The sequence below is a fragment of the Mesorhizobium subarcticum genome (genome assembly GCF_055456085.1).
This window is the reverse complement of the sequence record NZ_CM144237.1, coordinates 5,219,089-5,234,432: the sequence shown is the minus strand read 5'-3', so window position 1 is coordinate 5,234,432 and position 15,344 is coordinate 5,219,089. Positions and strand designations below refer to the sequence as shown.

At 58.0% G+C, this 15,344-nt stretch carries 12 protein-coding genes; 7 read left to right on the top strand and 5 right to left on the bottom strand.

What is annotated here, in order from left to right; all coding sequences use genetic code 11:
• Positions 1–45: 45 nt before the first annotated feature.
• The 3 genes from ACZYHG_RS25570 to ACZYHG_RS25560 all read left to right on the top strand — a co-directional run bounded on the left by ACZYHG_RS25570 (position 46) and on the right by ACZYHG_RS25560 (position 3,863).
• Positions 46–870, top strand: a complete 825-nt coding sequence (locus tag ACZYHG_RS25570; RefSeq protein ID WP_464610902.1) for a PIG-L deacetylase family protein — start codon at positions 46–48, stop codon at positions 868–870.
• Positions 871–1,057: 187 nt separating this feature from the next.
• Positions 1,058–1,771 (top strand): FkbM family methyltransferase, encoded by a 714-nt coding sequence (locus ACZYHG_RS25565; RefSeq protein WP_464610901.1) that lies wholly within the window; start codon positions 1,058–1,060, stop codon positions 1,769–1,771.
• 10 nt (positions 1,772–1,781) lie between these two features.
• Positions 1,782–3,863, top strand: a complete 2,082-nt coding sequence (locus tag ACZYHG_RS25560) for an oxidoreductase (RefSeq protein ID WP_464610900.1) — start codon at positions 1,782–1,784, stop codon at positions 3,861–3,863.
• 18 nt (positions 3,864–3,881) lie between these two features.
• Here the strand turns inward: ACZYHG_RS25560 and ACZYHG_RS25555 are convergent, their stop codons facing one another.
• Genes ACZYHG_RS25555 through ACZYHG_RS25545 form a run of 3 tightly spaced genes read right to left on the bottom strand, consistent with a single transcriptional unit; the run spans position 3,882 to position 8,127 of the window.
• The gene (locus ACZYHG_RS25555; RefSeq protein ID WP_464610899.1) at positions 3,882–5,138 is read right to left on the bottom strand and encodes a glycosyltransferase family 4 protein; all 1,257 of its coding nucleotides are present in this window, start codon (positions 5,136–5,138) and stop codon (positions 3,882–3,884) included.
• A complete protein-coding gene (locus ACZYHG_RS25550; protein WP_464610898.1) occupies positions 5,135–6,613 on the bottom strand; it encodes a lipopolysaccharide biosynthesis protein in 1,479 nt (492 codons plus the stop codon). Before ACZYHG_RS25550 ends, ACZYHG_RS25555 begins: the two co-directional genes overlap by 4 nt.
• Positions 6,580–8,127 (bottom strand): DUF4214 domain-containing protein, encoded by a 1,548-nt coding sequence (locus ACZYHG_RS25545; protein ID WP_464610897.1) that lies wholly within the window; start codon positions 8,125–8,127, stop codon positions 6,580–6,582. Before ACZYHG_RS25545 ends, ACZYHG_RS25550 begins: the two co-directional genes overlap by 34 nt.
• A gap of 720 nt (positions 8,128–8,847) precedes the next feature.
• On the opposite strand from ACZYHG_RS25545, the gene ACZYHG_RS25540 reads away from it, so the two are divergent.
• On the top strand, positions 8,848–9,585 hold the full coding sequence (locus tag ACZYHG_RS25540; protein ID WP_464610896.1) for a glycosyltransferase family 4 protein: 738 nt from the start codon (positions 8,848–8,850) through the stop codon (positions 9,583–9,585).
• A gap of 22 nt (positions 9,586–9,607) precedes the next feature.
• Here ACZYHG_RS25540 and ACZYHG_RS25535 read toward each other — a convergent pair whose 3' ends face one another.
• On the bottom strand, positions 9,608–9,862 hold the full coding sequence (locus ACZYHG_RS25535; protein WP_464610895.1) for a DUF6894 family protein: 255 nt from the start codon (positions 9,860–9,862) through the stop codon (positions 9,608–9,610).
• A gap of 378 nt (positions 9,863–10,240) precedes the next feature.
• Between ACZYHG_RS25535 and ACZYHG_RS25530 the strand changes: the two genes are divergently transcribed.
• On the top strand, positions 10,241–11,761 hold the full coding sequence (locus ACZYHG_RS25530; protein WP_464610894.1) for a phosphomannomutase/phosphoglucomutase: 1,521 nt from the start codon (positions 10,241–10,243) through the stop codon (positions 11,759–11,761).
• Positions 11,762–12,794: 1,033 nt separating this feature from the next.
• Here the strand turns inward: ACZYHG_RS25530 and ACZYHG_RS25525 are convergent.
• Positions 12,795–13,445: an invasion associated locus B family protein gene (locus ACZYHG_RS25525; RefSeq protein WP_464610893.1), complete on the bottom strand. Its 651-nt coding sequence runs from the start codon at positions 13,443–13,445 to the stop codon at positions 12,795–12,797.
• A 183-nt stretch (positions 13,446–13,628) separates the two neighbouring features.
• Here ACZYHG_RS25525 and ACZYHG_RS25520 point away from each other — a divergent pair, with 183 nt between their 5' ends.
• Both ACZYHG_RS25520 and ACZYHG_RS25515 read left to right on the top strand, forming a co-directional pair.
• A complete protein-coding gene (locus ACZYHG_RS25520; protein ID WP_464610892.1) occupies positions 13,629–13,979 on the top strand; it encodes a hypothetical protein in 351 nt (116 codons plus the stop codon).
• A 385-nt stretch (positions 13,980–14,364) separates the two neighbouring features.
• A complete protein-coding gene (locus ACZYHG_RS25515) occupies positions 14,365–15,069 on the top strand; it encodes a CsgG/HfaB family protein (protein ID WP_464610891.1) in 705 nt (234 codons plus the stop codon).
• Positions 15,070–15,344: the final 275 nt, after the last annotated feature.

Here is a 15,344-nt window from a genome sequence, read left to right as displayed (position 1 = left end):
TGTCGGGTTGAACCAGACCGAAGAAGGGATGATGGGAAGGCATGGATGCGTGACTTCAGGCATACGATTGGTGCTATACTCGACAGAGCGATGATTAAGGGGGGTCACCCATTCGAGGTAGCGGACTGGCGGTCATCGGCGGTCATTATTGCACCGCACCCCGATGATGAGACGTTGGGATGCGGAGGTGTCGCGAGCAAGAAACTCAGCTGCGGGGCCGACGTGAGATTTGTGTTCGTTACAGATGGTTCGGCGTCCCATTCGGATCGTGTTGACCCGGAGACACTAAGGACGATCCGGGAAGGCGAGGCCGTCGAGGCCGTTCGCCGGTTGGGCGGCTCAGCCGATCGCGTGACATTCCTGCGCGTTCCGGACGGCGAGGCGAGGACCCATGTTGGAGCGATCGCGAATGCGCTCGCACCGCTGTTTGTCACCTGGCAGCCTCAGAGCGTTTTCGTCACTCATGCGAAAGAGCCGCCTTCCGATCACATTGCCGCCAATCTTGGTGCCAGGGAGGCGCTGCGGATTTACGGCCGGCATGTCACCGTTTTCGAGTATCCCGTCTGGTATTGGCATCAGTGGCCCTGGGTTAGCCTGCACGGGCACGTACCTGGGCTCCGTCGCGCCGCGCTGCGTCAAACACTGCGGACCCTTGCAGGCCTGCGTGGCATCAGGATGTTCAACTGCGTTGCCGATGTCGGCGACATGATCGATGTAAAACGCCATGCCCTTACGGCACACCGATCCCAGGTCGAGCGGCCGGCGGGGCTCGATAACTGGCCTGTGCTGGGGGATATTGGTGGCGGCGACTTCCTCGTGCGGTTGCTGGGCAACCATGAGATGTTCACGCGCTATGAGGTTAACGCGTGACGTCGGCTTGTCTCATTCGATCGGATGGTCACCTGAGGTACCCCCAGAAGGATGTGAGCTGAGCAACTGATGTATGACTCGAAAGCGGCATCTCGTTCTGCCATGTTCGAGGTGTGCTCCTTGGGAGCCCAGCTCGTGAGGAAGATCGATGAGCCTAGCGACGAAGCTGCATGATGTCTTGTCCGGCATGCCGACAATTGCCGAGGGAGAAGCCGCCGGCCTGAAGATATTTTCGCGTGGTGCCGATCCCGATTTTGCCAAGGGAATTTACGAGCTTCCCGTGCAGAAGGCGATTGTATCGCGCTTGAGCCCTGGCGATGTTTTCTATGATATAGGCGCCAACATAGGTTTCTTCTCACTGATCGCTGCGCGCCAGGTCGGCGCCGCCGGTCAGGTCTATGCCTATGAGCCAGTCCCGCGAAACGCTGCCGCTATCGAGCGAAGCCGTGACGCCAACGGAATGAGCGGGCTTCGTGTTTTTGCCGAAGCGGTTGGTGCGCTCAGCGGGCAGGTCGAGTTGTTGCTGGCTCGCCATCTCGGAGGTGCCACCCTTGCCACGGTTTCCATGCCTCCGGATATGAATGGGCGGCTCGATGTCAGGATGACCACCCTCGACGCGTCCATCGCCGAACACGGATTGAGGCCGCCGAGCCTCATCAAGGTCGATGTCGAAGGCGCGGAAATGGATGTATTTCTTGGGATGGTGGCGACTTTGAACGCGCATCGCCCAAAAATAATCTGCGAGATCGATGATGCCACAAAGGAGGGGGCCGATCAGAAGATGCGCGAGATCGCCCGGTTCCTGGCTTCAGTCGGGTACACCGTATCGCCCTTGCCCGTGGCTTATGCCAACGACGGCTGGCAGGTCTTGCATCTGCTTGCACAGCCCGTGACGATGTGAGGACATTTTCTTGGATTGGCACGACCGGTTGGAGCCGGATGAAAGGGTCGAAGTCGACGGTGCGTTGCCAAGGACGATAGTCGTCGATGACTTTGGCGATGATCAGGCACGCGGCACCGTGATAGGGACGCCGGCGACGAAGGGAGGCATCAGGCACGGCTGCGATGTCGAGCGCCAGATCGCGATCGATCACGGTGCCCTGCGTTTTCAACCACTCGTGAGACCGGGCTGGGGTCGGCAAGGTATCGCCTACGGCCCCTTTCAGCGCGAGGCCGGCCTGGTGCTCATGGTCTCCTTGACCAACGGACACAACACCTCGCAGGGGTCGCCACTACCCGACGACATCGCCAGGCGCTTCTATCGTTGGCTGCGGGGGCCTGGGATCGACCCATGGCCCAGCCGATTGCTTGCCTTGATGCGCTCTCCGCGAAAGAGCCTCACCGTCCGCCGCTTTTTGTGGTGGGCGCTCAGCACGTCAAGGACCTACCGGGGACCGAACATCAACGAGAATCTGGCCGTTGGTTGGTTCTCCAGCGAGGCCCCGATAGATCCGCTCGAAGACGGCTGCTGCTTTGTCGTTCACGCCGCGGAAGGTGAAAACGGGGAACTGTGGGCTCGTGTCGGCAAGCGTTGTCTCAGCGCGTTTCGACGCCTGAAGAACATTCATACGTACTACGTCGTGGCATTGCGGGAACAGGGCGCCGTCTACTATGCGGCAGCTGACCAGACCTCGTTCGGCGTCGCGGCATTCCCGATGATGCGTCCGATCGCGATCGACCCGTTCAACAAGGACGAAAAGCTTTTTGCGGGTGTCCATCAAGCCGCACTTGGCCAGATCGGGTTTAGGGTCGACACTCGCGTCGAGGCGGTCCGCATCGGAACAATACCGCAGTTCGCTACGACGTTTGGATCCGCCCACGCTGCCGATGCATTTGACGAAGGCTTGCCAAGACGGTCTGCCGCTATCGGTGGGCCTTGGCGTAGTTGGCGGGATGGATCCGACAATATCTCCATCGTCGATCCCGGCCGCCGCTCTGGGCTGATCCACGCATTGTTGCAGATTGACAAGGCCTCGGGCGCTGGGGGGCTCGTGTGGCGGTTCGGCGACATAGGAAACTACTGGCTGCTGAAACTCTCGGCGCTCGGATGCAGTTTGGTCACCAAGCGCTCCGGCGAAGAGATCGTAATCGCGTCGAATACAGAGCACGGGCTGCGAGAGGGCGTTACGCATTCGGTCCAGATTCTCGACTGGGGTGGCCAGGTCACCTGTTTTCTGGACGGGATTCGTATTTTCGAAGCGCATGCCGGTGTCGTCGCTGTGGAGACTGCTACCGGAGCCGGAACGTGGAAAAACGCTGACAGCGAGATCCGATGGCACAGCTTCGAGGCCCATCCGAGCGAGGTTCCTGTTCCATCAATGGCGCCTTTGCGGGAGCATCCCCAACTGCTCGGCACATGCCTGTCCTACGCCGACAATTTTGCTGGCATTGCAGGTGAGCTGGAACAACGCACGACGGAATTCGGCAACGGACAATGGACCAGAACGCTGGGAGGTGGGGTCATCAGCCTCGACGGGCGTGGCAGCGCCAGTGTGCGTGCAAGCGTGGAACGACCGAACCCGGGTCGTACGTTCTATTCGCTGCCATGGGATCTGCCGGGCTTCAGCGATCTGGAGGTTTCGATTCTGCCCCCTGGGGAGCGTCGAGGACAGGATCAACGCAGCCGGGCCGGATTGGTCTTCTGGCAAGATCGCGACAACTACGTTTGCGTCACGACCTGGCTCGACGACGTCTACCCGGGCGCTTCGATTTCAGTGTTTATCAAACGGTTCGGCTTTGAAGAACTCTACGATGCCGTCTGGACCAACGTGGCGGACAAGGTCATCTGGGGGAAGCCGTTTTGCATGCGCGTAGCATTCGACGGCAATCGGTTTGAAATCTTCATTGATGACGAACCTGTCATGCAGCGCAGCCTGACCGATATCTATCCGAATGATCCGGCACTTCAAATCATGCAGGTCGGACTTGCTGTCAACTGGGAATGGGGCGACGACACGGGTTCGGTCTTCAGATCGTTCAAGGCCCGGCGCTGATACGGCAGCTGCTTGCCCTCAAAGACGCGCACGGCGAAGAGAGAGCGCCGTCGCATACTGGGCGAGGGTCGATTCAGCGATTTTGTCCCACCCATAGCAGTCGGGGATCCTGACGGCTGCTTGAGATCCCATTTTTGCCGCTCGCTCGGGATTGGCTAGAAGGTCGATCATCTGAGCTGCCAGCGCCTGCGGGTCATTTTTTTCCACAAGAACGCCACCCCCGACCCCTTCCACAATCTCCGTCATGCCGCCGACGCGCGTTGCAAGAACAGGAGTGCCTGCCGACAGCGCCTCGATCAGGCTCATTCCGAAGGATTCGCTCAGGGAAGGATTTACGAGGAGCGATGCCTGGGCGTATCGCTCAGTCAATAATCCGTAGGGCAGGGTGCCAAGAAAGCTGACGGTGAAAGCGATTTCCGCGGGTATCATGGCGCGCAATGCCGCTTCGTAGGAACCGAGGCATTCGCGACCGCCCTCATAAAAGCGGGCGAGGTCGCGAACGTCATAATCCGAACTCAAGTCAATCAGAAATTCGCGAGGAAGAGTGGCCGACGGGCCAACGATCTCTAGCCGCGCCGCAGGAAGCTCAGCACTCACGATCTGCCAGGCTTCCATCAGCGTGTGGAGGCCCTTTTCGGGAGACACTCTGCCAACAAACAAGACCCGCCCAGGAATTCGCGCTGCGGCCGAGACGTTGTGGCTTTCGGGTGCTCCATTCGGCAGAACCGCGAAGGCTGTGTCCAAGTCGGCAAAGCGATTGCGCGCGCCGGCCACGACATGTCCAGAGCACCCTACAACAAGATCGGTGGCGGCCAGCCCGCGCTTCATCGCTTCGCGGTCAAGTTCGGCCAGCCAGTCACAATGCATGTGCAGCATGATTGCTGCTTTCGGCGCCGCCCGTCGGATCGCAGGCACATACTGAGGGAAATTCTGCACGTGGATTATATCAGGCGAGATCCGACGTATCGCCCAAAGGGCCTGAGCGAGATAGTCTAGTGCATAGATACTTTGCGCTACCAACGGCGATCGCGGCCTGACATGTCTCCAGAAACGGGAGGCTATGCCCCATAAACGTGCCGGTGCGCATTTCAGCAGTTCGAAACGTACGCAGTCGATCTCCAGGTGGGCCGGCATACCTCGCAAACGCCGCGCCAGAACCGTCGTTTGACAATCGCCACCCAGCCGCCTGGCAACCTCATATGTCCAAATGCCAATCGAGTTCTGGGTTGGCGGTGTGACTGTGTCAAAGGGCTGGCTCAGGATGACGACCTTCATCGGGTCCTCAGTGCGAGCACGAAATTGCGTGCATTGAGCAGGTCAGGCCGCACAAGCACGAAGGAGGCCGCGGCATAGACGATCGCGCCGACAAAGATACCGCCGATCAGTACGAAGCCTGGCGCGGCGCTGGCAGGGGCGCCCCTTAGCCACAGACTGACGACCGCAAACATCAGCATCGAAGCGAGGGCAAGACGAGGGAAAATCACCAGCGGCCTGAGGACATCGATGTGGGCAATTTGGCGAATCTGGACAAGGAAGACTGGCAGAAGCAGCACGTTGCTGGCCACGAGGCCGGCGATGGCCCAAGCGAAGCTGACTTGCACTCCGCCCGCTATGAAGACAAGGGCCAGAACCGTATAGATCATGTTCAGCTTGAGCAGAAGGCCGGAGCGGCCGAGTGCGAGGATCGTATAGGCGCAGATTCCGTCAACCGTTCTTTGGACTCCCAGTATCATCAATATCTGGACAGCCACGACGCCGACCGACCAGTGTTGGCCGAAGATGAATGGGACGGCGACTGGCGCCACTGCCGCGAACCCGAAAAAGGCCGGGAAACCGATGAGGCCGGCGACGCGGATCGTCGTGTTGAAAAAGCTGTTTATCTTTTCTGGTTCAGCCTGGATGCGGGAGATGGTTGGCATCGTGATGGCCATGATTGGCCAGAGCAGGAATTCCACCAGAAGATCGAGAGGTCGGCGCGCAAGAGCATATATGCCGACGGCGCTTGGACCGAGGAACGCACCAAGCACGATCTTGGGGAGTTCATCGTTACCCAGGTTCCAGAGAGTTTGCAGGACCAGTGGGCCGGCAAATCCAAAAAGCTCCCGGATGCGGGTATAGGAAAATCTAAAGCGCGGCTTCCATGCGCTGCCAATGAGAATGACGCTTGTCTCGACAATGGCCTTTGTGAGCTGCATCCACACGAGGCTCCACACGCCAAAACCGGCGAGGGCCATTCCCACCCCCAGCGTGCCGCCTACCACGGAGCCTGTTAGCGTGCGCACCGCAAAAAGGCGGAAGCTCAGCTCCCGTTTCAAGACAGCCGCAGGGACGACGTTAAATGCCTGAACCACAACGACAGCGCTGGTCCATTTGACGAGTGCCTGCAGTTGCGGCTGGTCGAACGCAGCTGCAATCATCCCAGCGGACAGCCATATGACGGTACTGATCACCGCCCCTGTCGAGACAAGCAGCCAGAACGCTGAATCCAGATGAATGGGTTCGATTTCAGCCCGCTGAATAATGGCGTCGGGCAGTCCCCGCGTTACCGGAGCGGCGAAAATATTCGGCACCACCATCGAGAGGGCGGCAAGCCCGAATGCCTCGGGGCTAAGATGGCGCGCCAGCACCACGAATACGGCAAACATGGCGGCTTGCCGGCCCCAGGTTTCCGCAGCCGCCCAGAAAGCGCTACTGGCGATCTGCCTACTAAATAAACTCACTGTATTTCCTGCTGATTGGAGAACAAACATGGATGCTTGGAGTGAAATTCATAGGAATTTATGAATTCAGCTATAATGTCTTGGCGCGTTACCTTGTTGATGCTAAGTCTACCAACATAGGAATCGAGCCCATTATTGTCTGGCTCACGCCCAAGGAGCACTCGGTAGAGAACGGTTATATATTTCACGTTCCCAAGCCCGGCCGGCAGGTTTCCTGTTTTGAATTCGGCCGAATTCAATATCAGCAGGAGTGTCGACGAGATGGACGGATCCGTTTTCAGGGCAACGATCTGATTCCACTGTTCGACCGGCGACGGCATGCGATGCAGGAGCAAGCAGTATGCGTACGCAACCCGATTTGCCTGGTTGAAGGAGGACTTATCAATAGCATCGAGGGAACAGGGGTGAATTGCCCTGACAATTTCAGGTGACGGAACCGATGCTTGGTCCACAAGCGCTGGGCTCGTTGCTGTTACTGTTGGTGAAACGAAATCCAAATTGCCGTCCGCAATAAGCTTCTTTACGGCCTCGTATGCCGGTTTTTCTCCACTAGGTGTCCATAGCCCGCCGCCACGTTTTTCCAGCCGGACGAGACCCATAAAAGCCTCATAGCTTGGCGCCCAATAGGTCTCATCGAGAAGTTCGTAAATGTGGGCAGCCTGCAAGTCATAGGAAGACTGATATTTGCGCAGGAGATTCATCGTTTCGAGCAGACCTTCGGCCTGCTGGCTTTCTCCTCGTTGGCTGCCTCCGCTATAGTTGAACTCAGTCAACCAGATCGGTTTGCCAAACGCCGCCAGGAACTTGAATGCCTCCTCGGGATCACCCTCATAGAGGTGCCAGACCGAAATATCCCACCTTATGCCGTCTTGCCGCATGCGGGTGAACGCCGCGCGATGACCCCAGCCTGCCGTCCCCATCGCTTTCCTTATGGTCGGATCGACCGCGATCGTGGCGTCTGAAAGACCGCGCAGCACCGCGCTCACCTTCACCCAGCGCGGGCTGAAATAGTCTGATGTTTCCAAGCCACTGGCGGGTCCCCAGGAGCAGCTGTACTGCGCTCCGTCATCCTTTATCTCGCAAGGCAACAGGATGGCATAGTTTTCCATCTCGTTGCCGAGTTCCCAGACGCGAATGTCGTCCTTGAAGCGAGAGACGAGTGTCGATGCAAGACGATAGGCTTGTGCGTAAAGTTCATCCGCTGTGGTGTGGTCGAGATCCAGTTCGGGTGTGATCACCGGCAGGATCTCTATCCCTCGCACCTTCCCGGCCTTGATCAGTTCGGCAAGTCTGCCGGCGCTATCGGCGTTGGAAATGTTGACGCGGTAGGACTTCATCCCGAGGTCGCGGATATAGTCGAGCTGCCGTTCGATAGATATGCCGGGATAAGCGTTGAACGGATGTCCGTTCACGCCCCAGAGCAAGTCCGCAGCGTACGAACCGGTTGTGATCATCAGGCACGACAGGCACAGCCAAAGACATCTGGTTGCCGCGGCAATGTGGCCAACGGCTCCTGGTCCCGATGACTTGGTCGCGACCAGCATCAGCCCAAACTTGCCTGGACGTCGCCAGATATCATACGCATTCACTCCATTGCCAGATCTATCACTGATCAATCGAAGGGGATCATTTCAGACCTGTCGCAGCGTCGGCGCCATCCTATCACTGGCGCGCCGGCGGAAAGCCCACACATTGGACGTAGACGTCCGCCCAGGACACGCCATTCGGATGAGAACAGCCCAAAGCCTTACATTGAGTCGGTTAAGTCGCAAGGCCAAGATGACCTGGGCATTCTCGTCAGCCAAAGTCGGGTAGACTGGGGACTGATCCCGGCGCCGTTATCTTTGCGCCCGAATGTGATTGTTGATGACGCGACATTGGACGATAAACGGCCGCTTCCTGGCGCAACCGACGACAGGCGTTCAAAGGTATGCCCGCGAGATCATTTCGGCACTGGACAGCTTGCTCGCTGATCGAGGTCCATTGGCAAGGGACCTCGAGGTTGAGTTGCTGGCTCCCCCGGGCCACATGACCTCTTGAACCTTTCCGCGATCCACGTCCGGACAGTCGGCAGCTTTGGTGGCCATGGCTGGGAACAGGCCGTGCTTCCGGCTCGACTTCGTGGCGGTCTGCTTAGCCTATGCAATACCGGCCCTTTGAGCGTGCGCAGGCACATACTGTGCATTCATGATGTCAACACGCGAATCTGTCCACAGAGCTACTCGCTGACGTTTCGACTGCTTTACCGTACGCTGGTACCGGCCTTGGGCAAAACTGCACTGAAGATAACAACGGTGTCGCAGTACTCAGCCGGCGAGTTGACGAGGCACGGCGTGTCTTCCGCGTCGAAGATCGAGGTCATCGGCAACGGGCACGAACATGCGCTTCGCTGGGCGCCTCTTCATTCAGATCGCACCCGGTCTGTGGCCGGATCAAGGACGATTGTTGTCCTCGGCAGTTCGATTGCGCACAAGAATATAGGTCTGATCCTTGGCCTGCAGGATCGGCTTGGTTCGGCAGGACTGCAGGTGGCGGTCGTCGGCGCCTCCACCTCTCGCGTCTTCAGCAGGGTCGACTACAAGAACGCGCCAAACGTCGTCTGGCTGGGGAGAACGTCGGACGCGGAACTGGCCGCACTTTTGCGCGACTCTTTGTGCCTGGCGTTCCCGTCACTTGTTGAGGGTTTTGGATTGCCGCCGCTCGAAGCCATGTCTCTTGGATGTCCGGTTGTCATGTCGGACCGTGCAAGCCTGCCAGAAATCGGAGGAGATGCCGTACTTTATGCTTCCCCTGATAATGCCGATGCCTGGTTCGACTGTTTTATGCGGCTGCAACAGAACGAGGGTCTCAGACGCGATCTGTCCTCGCGCGGCCGGGCGAGAGCGGCTCAATACAGCTGGACCGCATCGGCTCAACGATATCTCGAACTGATGGCTCGTGCAGATGGGATTGCGCAAGTGGCGCCGTGCCACCTGGAGACATCGAACGCCCTTGCAACCTAGTGGTTCGGAAGCGCGGATCTAATCAATTGGCTCGCAACTGACCGTCAAAGACCGTTACGGCGCAATCGATCTTGGCTGCGACCACAGGTCTGTGTTCCTCGTCATATATCTGGACAGCCAGCGCGCTCCTCACACCGTCATGCCATTCGTCCTGCGCTATGGCCACGAGCATCCTGATGGCGTCGGCCTGCGCCTCGGCAATGCCACGGTATTCCGTACCTTCCGTGTCGGGCGAGCGGGGTTTGCCGTCCTGGATGTCGAAAAAAAACACTGGCATTAATTGTCTCAGCCTTGTGGAACTGTGAATTTCAGAAACACCGCTCGCGAAAGCGCTGGTGGCACCGTTCTTAGGCCAATTTCATGACACGTGACAGCAACCGAGGGTGGGAAACAAAACGCTTCTGTGCACAACACGGCAAAAGTTCGATCACAAGATAAGAAGAAGCGTTACGATTCGTTGCCTACAATTTGGACCACGCAAGCCGATGTCGAGTTCGTCGTAAATGATGCGGATCCGGCTATCCAACCTAGACGATTGAAGGAGCCGGACTGTCCAACCGTATAAGCAGGAGCTAGGGGCCCTTGTGGTATTGTCGGCGCTTGAGCGCTCTGCACTCGAGGCATTTGGAGTTGTCCTGTCTTGGCCCCAAAAATCTTGGCCCCAAAAATCATTGGTGAAGCCCGGCCCAACAGTTTCGAATTCGAAACCGCGGCGCTGATCAAGGCGTCCGGCTTTCGCGAATACGATGCGCGTTGGTGGTTTGGCCATCCAGGTTCGGCGGTGCCGCCTGAACTCAATCTGATCGGCGTTCAGGCGCTGGGCATGGGGTTGGGAACGCTGATCCGCCGTCTTGGCGCTGGACCCGATATCGTCACCGGACATGATTTCCGATCCTATTCGCTTGGCATCAAGCTGGCGCTTGTATCCGGCCTGATGGCCGCCGGTGCCCGAGTGAGAGATGTCGGCCTGGCGTTGTCGCCGATGGCCTATTTCGCCCAATTCGCGCTGGAGACCCAATCAGTCGCCATGGTCACAGCCTCGCACAACGAAAATGGTTGGACAGGCGTCAAGATGGGAGCGGCCCGGCCGTTGACCTTCGGCCCCGAGGAGATGAGCGCTCTGAAGGCGATCGTGCTTGCCTGCGATTTCGATCTTACGGGCGGCGGCTCCTACGATTTTGTCCACGATTTCCGCGCCACCTATCTCGACGATCTGACCAGGAACAAACACGTCACGCGAAGGCTGAAAGTGGTCGCCGCCTGCGGCAACGGCACCGCTGGTGCCTTCGCACCGGTGGCGCTGGAGCGCATCGGCTGCGAGGTGATCCCGCTCGATACCGAACTCGATCATACTTTTCCCCGCTACAATCCCAACCCCGAAGACATGCAGATGCTGCACGCCATCCGTGACAAGGTGCTGGAGACCGGCGCCGATGTCGGGTTGGGCTTTGACGGTGACGGCGACCGCTGCGGCGTCGTCGATAATGAAGGCAACGAGATCTTTGCCGACAAGGTCGGGGTGATGCTTGCGCGCGACATTTCGCTGCTGCATCCAGGCTCAACCTTCGTTGTCGACGTCAAGTCGACCGGCCTGTTCAACACCGACGGCGTGCTGAAGGCCAATGGTGCCGTCGCCGACTATTGGAAGACGGGCCACTCCTACATCAAGCGTCGCGTTGCCGAACTTGGCGCCGTGGCCGGCTTTGAAAAATCAGGCCATTTCTTCTTCAATCCGCCGATCGGGCGTGGCTATGATGACGGTCTGGTCACGGCAATCGCCATTTGCCAGATGCTGGATCGCAGCCCGCAGAGTTCGATGGCCGACCTCTACCGCGCGCTGCCGCTGACCTTCGGCACGCCGACAATGTCGCCGCACTGCGGGGACGATGTGAAGTACGCTGTCGTCGATCGGGTCGTTTCCGATTTTCAGGCGATGCAGCGGAACGGCTCAAGTTTCGCGGGCCAGAAGATAGCGGACCTGGTCACCGTCAACGGCGTGCGTGTCGTGGCCGAGGACGGCACCTGGGGCCTGGTGCGTGCCTCGTCGAACAAACCCGAACTTGTCGTTGTTGTCGAAAGCCCGGTATCGTCGCAACGCCGCCGGGAGATGTTCGACGCTGTGGACAGCCTTCTTCGCCGAAGTCGGGAAGTCGGCGCTTACAACCAGACTTTCTGAGACGCGGGTCTTGCCATCCGGTCTGACGGCAGACTTGGATTGGGGTGCATCATCGCCGAGAAGCCCGTGCGAGGCTGATGGCTCAAATCAACTGGCGCCCGCCTGTCTGGTACAACTCGACAAAATGTACCCCAGCCAGACGTTTGAAATGCCAAGACAGAGGCCGGTACCACGCCCGGCGGGGGCCTGGAACGGGCGCCGGCCAACGCGGAAATCAGTTCCACCGCCAACAGATGACAACAGGGTCGACACCGCGACGAGATGCGCGATCGCGGAATGTCAGCCCGAATGATGTTGGCTCCAGCACAGCTTACGTCCTTAAACCGGATGCGGTGCAGCCAGCGTTGTCACATTGAGGTGCCCTCTGCTTATCCGGTCGCCAAACCAATGGGGTTGGAACCTTGAAGTGCTGTTCCGAATTGAGATGAATGCAATAGGCATTGTAATTGCAGGGACTGAAGGCACAGCTGTTCGAACGCAACGTGACGTCCCAAAATGGGAATGTGATCAGCCTGAGGTGAAACTGGTGCCAACTTTGTCATATGTGACTGATTGCAAATGATCGAAAACGCCCCGCCGATCGGTTGTAGACAATGCAAAGTAGCGCTGGTGCGCGGTGAGGGTGACGAGGTGGACCGTCTGTTTTGCCCTCAATGCGGAATTTCAGACACAGATGAGAATGTCACCCTCGAGATTGACGAACGAGCGGCGGAAGCACTTTCACGCGCGCTCTGCCGTCCCGTACTGCCCAGCGGCAACTCGCGGGGAGGGCGCGACACCCTGTATCGGTTCGTCCTCCTGTTTGGAGACGGATACGCAACATCAGCGGCCTCTCAAAACCGAGCCAAAACCAAGCGATAGAGGCTTGCCGGCAGCCCGACAGGCGGACGCGACAGACAGGGCGGATCGCGCTTGATGAGGATCCGTACGCTGAACAAACGTGCTGAGGCAATGCTTGGGGCACTACCCCTTTGCGCTCAGGCGCCGCAGACCTCAATGGCGCTCCCGGGCGCAAGCTGACATGCAGCGCTCGTCAGTTGGTGGCACTGATTGACGCGTAGGCTTCAGCAAAGGCCTTGGCGGGCAAAGGCAATTTGATGGCTTGGCCCTCCGAGGAGTAAATGATGGCCGTCCCATCGGCCCCTTTCTCCAGCGCGTCGATCAAAGGTTGGGGCGCTTCGCCCTCAACAATGCATCCCTGAGCGGTGCAGCGGCTGATCGGGAATGAATTGCTGTAGCCGCCGAGCTTGATAGTGACGCCCTTCCCAATCGACAGACCGAGTGGCACTGCCATTTGCATTCGGGTATCGCCTTTTCGCGACCGCGCAATTCCCAACACCAGTGCGATCTGGTCACGAACCGCGGAGCGCAGGATCGCCTGGCAATTGGGTTTCGCGGACTTTTCCTGGCATTCGGTTCTCCAGGTTCCGAACACCACATTTGCCTCGGCGGACGGGGCCTCACGAACAGGTTTAGCTTCGGCTTTTCGTTTGTGGGGCGCGACGAGCGGCGTATCCGAAGCGGACGGTTGGTTTGGCGCCTTATCGGGCAAACCAATTTGTCGTTCGGGGACAATTGGCACGACGATCGTATCCAGCCCCTGCCGGCCTTGGGACTGCGCTGCAGCCAAGTCAGGAGTCACGCTAAGGAAGAGAGCGGGCAAGACAAAAACCAGGCGCATCATCGTTACATCCTGCTTCAGCATGAGCGAATTTTTTGTTGCACCCTAATGCCAAATAAGCAGAACCGCCAGCAGGTTCGGTGCCGCAACTTGACAGGATGCAGCTTAAAGTCGAGTTTCTGGGACGACGGATAGATCTCGCCGAAACTAAGATCTATGGCACCCAAGCTGTGAGGAGAGTTCGATTTGGGTCGTTTTTCGAAAATTTTGATCCTGGCAGTATGGCCTCTCACAGTCGTGTCCACAGCTTCTGCGGATGCATACATCAAACAGATCGATGGGAACGTGGGTGACCAGAACCAACAGCAGCAAATTGGCGCGGCGTTGGCGTACATACAACAGCTTCCCTCCGATGCGCGTCCGGTAACGGTTCGCCCGCGGAAAAACCATGAAATGGCTGACGGCAAGGTGCATGCATCGCCACGTGGACGGCAGCCTGCCTATCCGAATGTGGGCGCTGGAGTTTCCTTGGCGCTGACAGCAGCGAAGGCCGATAGCGAGCTTCCAAATGTTGGCTTTGGCGTGGTCAAGCGCTGACAGCCTCCTACGTCGAATGGTTGATGGCTATTCTCCACCATCAAGGTCGAGAATTGATTGTTTGAACAGAAATAACTGTTATTTTACAACGCATCGAACTGTCAAAAAACGTCGGATATTTATAATATAGATACATCCCCCTAATGGTGGCGGGTAACTCCCCTAATACTTAGTGAGGCGTTAACGCAAGGATTTGCGACCCATATAGTGGCCGTAATCGTGCGGGGGGAATTTTATGAGAAGGTTTGCGTGGCCGGGGCTGATCGCCTCGGTGTGTCTTGTCGCTTCCGGTTGTCAGACCGGACAGCAACTTCCGACACCTCCAGCACATCTAGAATCTCTTACAAAAACGACAAACAAATTGTCGGAGGTCCCCGGGCCCGTCGTGCCTGTCGATGTTGCTGTTTACGATTTCCCGGACCTGACCGGACAGGCGAAGCCCAACGATAATTTTGCCGAATATAGTCGAGCGGTGACCCAAGGCGGCGCCGACATTCTTATTGATGTCTTGAAATCAGCCGGCCACGGGGACTGGTTCCGCGTGGTCGAACGTGGCGGCTTGAAGAACCTGGTCCAGGAACGGACCCTGATTGAAAACACTCAGCGCGCTTACACGAGAAGACCTGCCAACCTTCCGCCGGTGCGCTTCGCCGGCCTGATCCTCGAAGGTGGCATTGTCGGTTACGATTCAAATGAACAGACGGGAGGCGCCGGAGCACGCTATCTGGGCATTGGCGGCGACGTAAGATACCGCTCCGATCTCGTGACGGTGTCGCTGCGCGCCGTGAGTGTGCAGACTGGCGAAATCCTCGTCTCCACGACCACATCGAAGCAGATCTATTCCTTCGAGATGCGCGGCGGCGCCTACACATTCGCGGCCCCGACGGAACTGCTCGAAGCCGAAATCGGCACATCTTACAACGATCCAGGCCATCTGGCCGTGCGCGAGGGGATTGAGCTCGCCGTTTACTCGCTGGTTGTCCAGGGCGTCAAACAGGGGCTGTGGAAGCTGAGTGACCCGGGCCGCACGTCTGCACTGATCGGTGAATTTGCAAAAACCTACGCGAGAACTGAAAGGCCAGGATCCTGATCAACTCACGCAATCGGCCATGGCGGAGTTCTCAGAAGAAAAACCGGAGGATGCCAAACGATCAAAATGCATTCAAATGTTACTGAACCTACCGCATCTATAAGATTTGACGGAATACCTACTTTGTTTCGATAGCAAGAGGTTAAACTTTAGTCTGAACAAATTAAACTGATTGTGTAGTATGGTTTTATTTCGGCTGAGTACTAGTTAACGCTTGGAAGCCGGTAGCTTTAGCGCCGGATGGGGTTGAAAGCTGGCCTCGTGGCCTATTCAAG